This window comes from Clostridium sp. Cult2, from assembly GCF_021655075.1.
Taxonomy (GTDB): Bacteria; Bacillota; Clostridia; order Tissierellales; family Tepidimicrobiaceae; genus Schnuerera.
Window position 1 is genome coordinate 1 of the sequence record NZ_PPXX01000070.1, and the last position, 5,116, is coordinate 5,116.

A 5,116-nucleotide genomic window follows, 5' to 3' on the forward strand; every position below is an offset into this window, starting at 1 on the left:
AATTTTATTTTAATATTATCCAAAATAGAGTTTTTTATTGAAGGTAATATATTGAAATTATGAGAATAAATTGTATTAAAGATATCCTAGGAGGTGATTTGTTGAAAAAAACATATAATGAACCCAATATTATCTATAGAATAGTAATACTGGCATTTATACTTATGATTTCCATAACTTACACTACTATAAAAACCAACAGTAATATTTTTGAAGTATTTTCTTATAAAAAGGAGCTACCAATTTATAGTGTGGAAACAGATGAGAAAAAAATAGCATTAAGTTTTGATGCTGCTTGGGGTGATGATTACACCATAGGCATTTTAGATATACTTGATAAATACCATGTAAAATCCACTTTTTTCTTAGTAGGGTTTTGGGTTGACAAATATCCAGAGCATGTAAAGGAAATATATCGTAGAGGTCATGACGTTGGGAATCACTCTACAAACCATCCATATATGACTAAACTTTCAGATGAAGGAATTGTTAAAGAATTAAACATAACAGGAGAAAAAATAGAAAAACTGATAAAAGAAAAGCCAATCCTATTTAGACCTCCTTTTGGTGATTATAATGATAGGGTCATTAATCTATGTAGAGAGAATGGTTATTATGTAATCCAATGGGATGTAGACTCCTTAGATTGGAAAGAACTAGGGGTTCAGTCGGTAGTAGATAGAGTAACAAGAAATATAGGGAAAGGTTCCATAGTTTTATTTCACAACAATGCAAAACACGTATTAGAATACCTGCCAATAGTTATTGAGAGACTTCAAAATGAGGGATATCAGATAGTCCCTATTTCAGAATTAATCTATAAAGATAATTATTATATGGATAATACAGGCAGGCAAAGATTAAATAAATAATAAATTCACAAAAAACAACTATATAGATGTATTTATATTTCAATGAAAGAATTGAAAAAGAATTTTCAAAAATAGCAGGGAGTTTATGAATCAGCTAATAGATTAATTAGCTGATTCATAAATTTAGCTAGTAAAATTGGCCTAGATTTGATAAAATATTAGCAAATAAACGTTTACTAATGAATAATAATCTATAGATTACGGTAAATCCTTCTAATCTATACAAAATAATTCATAGCTTTATCATATTAATGAGATTCAGCGAATAAACATAGTTATAGATTATGAAATACATAAGAATAAGGGGGAGATGATATTAGTGGAAAAGAGAATGGACACAAATATGGTAGAGGTTATTGGGAAGGTAAAAACACCAATGGAATTTAGTCATGAAATGTACGGAGAGGGTTTTTATAATTTTGATTTAGAGGTTCCAAGATTAAGCAATTCTGTGGACGTTTTACCAGTTACAATATCTGAACGGCTAATAGTAAATATGGATTTATCCAAAGGTTCTTATGTGCAAATTTATGGCCAGCTACGTTCTTATAATCGGTATGTGAGTAATACTAGTAGATTGGTCCTAACAGTATTTGCAAGGGATATTAAGGCTTTAGAAGATGAGGAGGAGTTAAATGAATTGTTAAAGTCTCCTAACGAGATATATCTAGACGGTTATATCTGCAAATCACCTATCTATAGAACCACTCCTTTTGGAAGAGAAATTTCTGACTTACTTATTGCTGTAAATAGAGCCTATAACAAATCTGATTACATACCCTGTATAGCCTGGGGAAGAAATGCTAGATTCTGTGAAAAGCTATTGGTAGGAGACCATATTAGACTATGGGGAAGAATTCAAAGCCGAGAGTATCAGAAAAAATATAGTAACGAGGAAGTAGAAACAAAAGTAGCCTACGAAGTGTCTATATCCAAACTAGAGTATTTTGAAAATGACAACAATAGGTTAGATCTTTGTGAAGAAGAAGCATAAGGAGTTAAGAAATGTCTTTTCATAATCCTATGAGAAGACATTTTTTCAATTTAATCTTTTATCAACTTATTGTTTTATGTTATAATCAACACAATATATTAAGTTATAAAGGAATTCAAAATTAGAGATAAGGAGAAGATTAATGAATACTAAGGCTATTGTTGTTATTTCAGTCCTAATTATACTGGTAAGTCTTCAATATACTCTAAACAAAATATTATTGGAAATAAAAGAGATTAAAGAAATATTAAGGAACAGATTAAGATGATAATGCAAAGAAAGGGGAGAAGAAATTGCAATTAGATAAAAATCCAAAGGTATTATTTGATTCAGAAAAAATATCAAAAAGGGTTAAGGAACTAGGGGAGGAAATATCCAAGGATTATGATGGTAGCCATATTGTTGTCATATCATTACTTAGGGGAAGTTTTGTTTTTGCTGCAGATTTAGTACGTTGTTTGCAAATTCCTGTAAATATAGACTTTATGACTACCTCTAGTTATGGCCATGATGAAGTTACTTCAGGTATAGTAGATATCATCACCGATATAAGGACTAATATAAAAGATAAGCATGTATTAATAGTGGACGATATTATGGATTCTGGATATACTATGAGCAAAGTGGTAGAATTTGTCGCCCAAAAAGAACCAAAATCCATTAAGGTATGTGTTATGTTAGATAAGCCTAGTAGAAGAAAGGCCAACATAACTCCTGACTATGTAGGCTTCACAATCCCCGATGTATTCATAGTTGGATATGGGCTAAATTATGGAGACTATTATAGAAATATTCCTTATATATTTACATTTGATGATTAAAAACCTGGAGGTTAAGCCTGCAGGTTTTTTAACTTAAAATGTGATATAATACTAGGCATGTTATTAAAAATATAAAAAAGTAGGTGTGTTTTATGATAGATAAGAAAAAGGGCCCATGCATTTTAGGAACCAATATTCTATATTTAATCATCGCTTTATTACTAATAACACTAGGAGCCAAGGCTCAATTTAAAGAAGTATATACTGGTCTTCTTATAACCGAATATTTGATTATACTACTACCTACCTTATTGTATATAAAACTTAGCGGTTATTCAATAAAGGAAGTTTTAAGATTAAATAGGATTAGTCTAAAACAATCTATTTATATAATTTTCATAGTTTTATTCTCTTATCCGATAGCTATATTCTTTAATTTTATAGGAATAATGGTATTAGCCAAATTTGGTCAAGTTGTTTCAAACCCTGTACCTATACCTTCCACATTAAATGAATATCTATTAAGTATTATTATCATAGCATTAACCCCAGGTATATGCGAAGAAGCAATGTTTAGGGGGTTGATAATGAATTCCTATGAGAGTTTAGGAAAGAGAAAAGCAATTATCTATTCTGCCATTTTATTTGGAATGTTCCATTTTAATTTACAAAATCTACTAGGACCAATATTTTTAGGAATTATCTTTGGAATAATAGCCTCAAAGACTGATTCCCTTCTATCTACAATATTAGGCCATACTATTAATAATACAATAGCCTTGACCATTGGTTATAAATATATTAATCTAGAACAGAATTTAGGATTTTCTTCGGTTGTTTTGCCTGAAAGGATTATGATGATATATAGCTTTATCACATTAGGATTATTGGCTATATTTTTAGGACTTATACTAATTAAGCTGATTAAATCCTTACCAAGTAGTAGAAAAGACCCTATAGAAATGGACAATACTTATAATGAACTAATTTTAATGAGTAGAACCAAAAATGAAAAAATGAGCAGTTGGGAAAGGCTTCCATTATGGGTATTTACATTAATATTTATTTTTTGGAATTATCATATATTTTTCATATAAGAATAAAACCATCTAACCTAACTAATAATAGATTTTAGGAGGGGAAGATGTGAAAAAGAAAAACAAGAAAAAAAATAAAAAAGAAACTTTAGAAGATAAATTGAAATATGAAATTGCTGAAGAATTAGGTCTTATGGATAAAATAGAACAGGTAGGCTGGGGAGGTTTAACAGCTAAAGAATCTGGCAGAATAGGTGGATTGATTACTGTTAGAAAGAGGAATATGAATAAGAAAAAAGAGTAGATGTCATAAGGGGGACAAAAAGATGTATGAGGACTTTGCATTTTTATATGATCAGTTGATGATGGACATAGACTATAAGGAATGGTATTCATATATTAAAGATATAATGGAAAAATTCCATAAAAATCCTAAATCCGTATTAGAGATGGCCTGTGGAACTGGTAATCTATCCTATTATTTAGCTAAAGATGGTTTTGATTTGACTTGCTTTGATTTATCAACAGATATGTTGAGTATTGCTTATAATAAGTTAAGAGAGTTTAAAAATGTAAATATATTAAACCAAAACATGATTGATTTCCAATTAAATAAAAAATTCGATGGAGTCCTTTCCATATGCGATAGCATAAATTATATAATAGATAAAGATAATTTATTAAATACTTTTAAAAATGTGAAGAACCATCTTAATCCTGATGGAATATTTATATTTGATATAAATTCCTATTATAAATTGAAAGAAGTAATAGGAAATAATACCTTTATTGAAGACCAGGAAAATTTGTTATATATATGGCAAAATTATTTTGATGAAAAAAATAATCTATCGGAATTTTATCTAACATTTTTTGTTAAAGAATTTAAAGACTATTATAAAAGATTTGATGAGTATCATATAGAAAAGGCTTACAAGATAGATGAAATAGTTGAATTACTTGGACTTGCTAATTTTTCTGAAATATATTATTATAATGGATTTACATTAGATAAGCCTGGTAAAAAAAGTGAAAGGGTAAATTTTGTTGCATTACCTTGATTAGAGGATAAATGCAAAAGGAATAATTAATAAAATCTTTGGGAATATTATTTGACAAGGATATCTAAACTGTGATAGACTAAGAAAAAGGTAGATGATACATAGGACTCATCTATTAAATTGTTGTATTGGAGGAATGTTTTAAATGGTAAAAGGTACTGTAAAGTGGTTTAACGCAACAAAAGGTTATGGTTTTATTTCCACAGAAGAGGGCGAAGATGTATTCGTACATTATTCAGCAATTGAAAGCGACGGATTTAAAACTTTGGAAGAAGGACAAAATGTTGAATTCGAAATAGTTCAAGGAGAAAAAGGTCCTCAAGCTACTAATGTTATTAAACTATAAACCTGATTCTCTATTATATGTTTTATAACGGTAGCAAATTAAGCC

At 29.0% G+C, this 5,116-nt stretch carries 8 protein-coding genes; all 8 read left to right on the forward strand.

The features are described 5' to 3' along the window. The first annotated feature begins 101 nt into the window (after positions 1-101). The 8 genes from C3E90_RS07880 (at position 102) to C3E90_RS07910 (ending at position 5,071) form a co-directional block, all read left to right on the forward strand. Positions 102-872: a polysaccharide deacetylase family protein gene (locus tag C3E90_RS07880; RefSeq protein WP_236915098.1), complete on the forward strand. Its 771-nt coding sequence runs from the start codon at positions 102-104 to the stop codon at positions 870-872. Positions 873-1,203: 331 nt separating this feature from the next. Beyond that, positions 1,204-1,866 carry a single-stranded DNA-binding protein gene (locus C3E90_RS07885; protein ID WP_272879096.1) on the forward strand — a complete coding sequence of 221 codons (663 nt, stop codon included), beginning with the start codon at positions 1,204-1,206 and terminating at the stop codon, positions 1,864-1,866. Positions 1,867-2,008: 142 nt separating this feature from the next. Then, complete coding sequence (locus C3E90_RS13295; RefSeq protein ID WP_272879095.1) at positions 2,009-2,134, forward strand: hypothetical protein; 126 nt, start codon at positions 2,009-2,011, stop codon at positions 2,132-2,134. Between the two features lie 25 nt (positions 2,135-2,159). After that, entirely contained in the window at positions 2,160-2,687 is a 528-nt protein-coding gene (gene hpt, locus C3E90_RS07890; protein ID WP_236915100.1) for a hypoxanthine phosphoribosyltransferase, read from the forward strand. A gap of 92 nt (positions 2,688-2,779) precedes the next feature. Beyond that, on the forward strand, positions 2,780-3,724 hold the full coding sequence (locus tag C3E90_RS07895; protein WP_236915101.1) for a CPBP family intramembrane glutamic endopeptidase: 945 nt from the start codon (positions 2,780-2,782) through the stop codon (positions 3,722-3,724). A gap of 31 nt (positions 3,725-3,755) precedes the next feature. After that, a complete protein-coding gene (locus tag C3E90_RS07900; RefSeq protein WP_336513020.1) occupies positions 3,756-3,968 on the forward strand; it encodes a small, acid-soluble spore protein, alpha/beta type in 213 nt (70 codons plus the stop codon). Between the two features lie 22 nt (positions 3,969-3,990). Continuing rightward, on the forward strand, positions 3,991-4,725 hold the full coding sequence (locus C3E90_RS07905) for a class I SAM-dependent DNA methyltransferase (RefSeq protein ID WP_236915103.1): 735 nt from the start codon (positions 3,991-3,993) through the stop codon (positions 4,723-4,725). Between the two features lie 145 nt (positions 4,726-4,870). Further along, positions 4,871-5,071, forward strand: coding sequence for a cold-shock protein (locus C3E90_RS07910; RefSeq protein WP_005588972.1), 201 nt, complete (start codon positions 4,871-4,873; stop codon positions 5,069-5,071). Positions 5,072-5,116 lie beyond the last annotated feature (45 nt).

Bases quoted from the DNA above. Each gene is read 5' to 3' on its own strand.
- C3E90_RS07885 (WP_272879096.1), top strand. From the start codon at position 1,204: ATGGACACAAATATGGTAGAGGTTATTGGGAAGGTAAAAACACCAATG.
- C3E90_RS13295 (WP_272879095.1), top strand. From the start codon at position 2,009: ATGAATACTAAGGCTATTGTTGTTATTTCAGTCCTAATTATACTGGTA.
- C3E90_RS07895 (WP_236915101.1), top strand. From the start codon at position 2,780: ATGATAGATAAGAAAAAGGGCCCATGCATTTTAGGAACCAATATTCTA.
- C3E90_RS07905 (WP_236915103.1), top strand. From the start codon at position 3,991: ATGTATGAGGACTTTGCATTTTTATATGATCAGTTGATGATGGACATA.
- C3E90_RS07910 (WP_005588972.1), top strand. From the start codon at position 4,871: ATGGTAAAAGGTACTGTAAAGTGGTTTAACGCAACAAAAGGTTATGGT.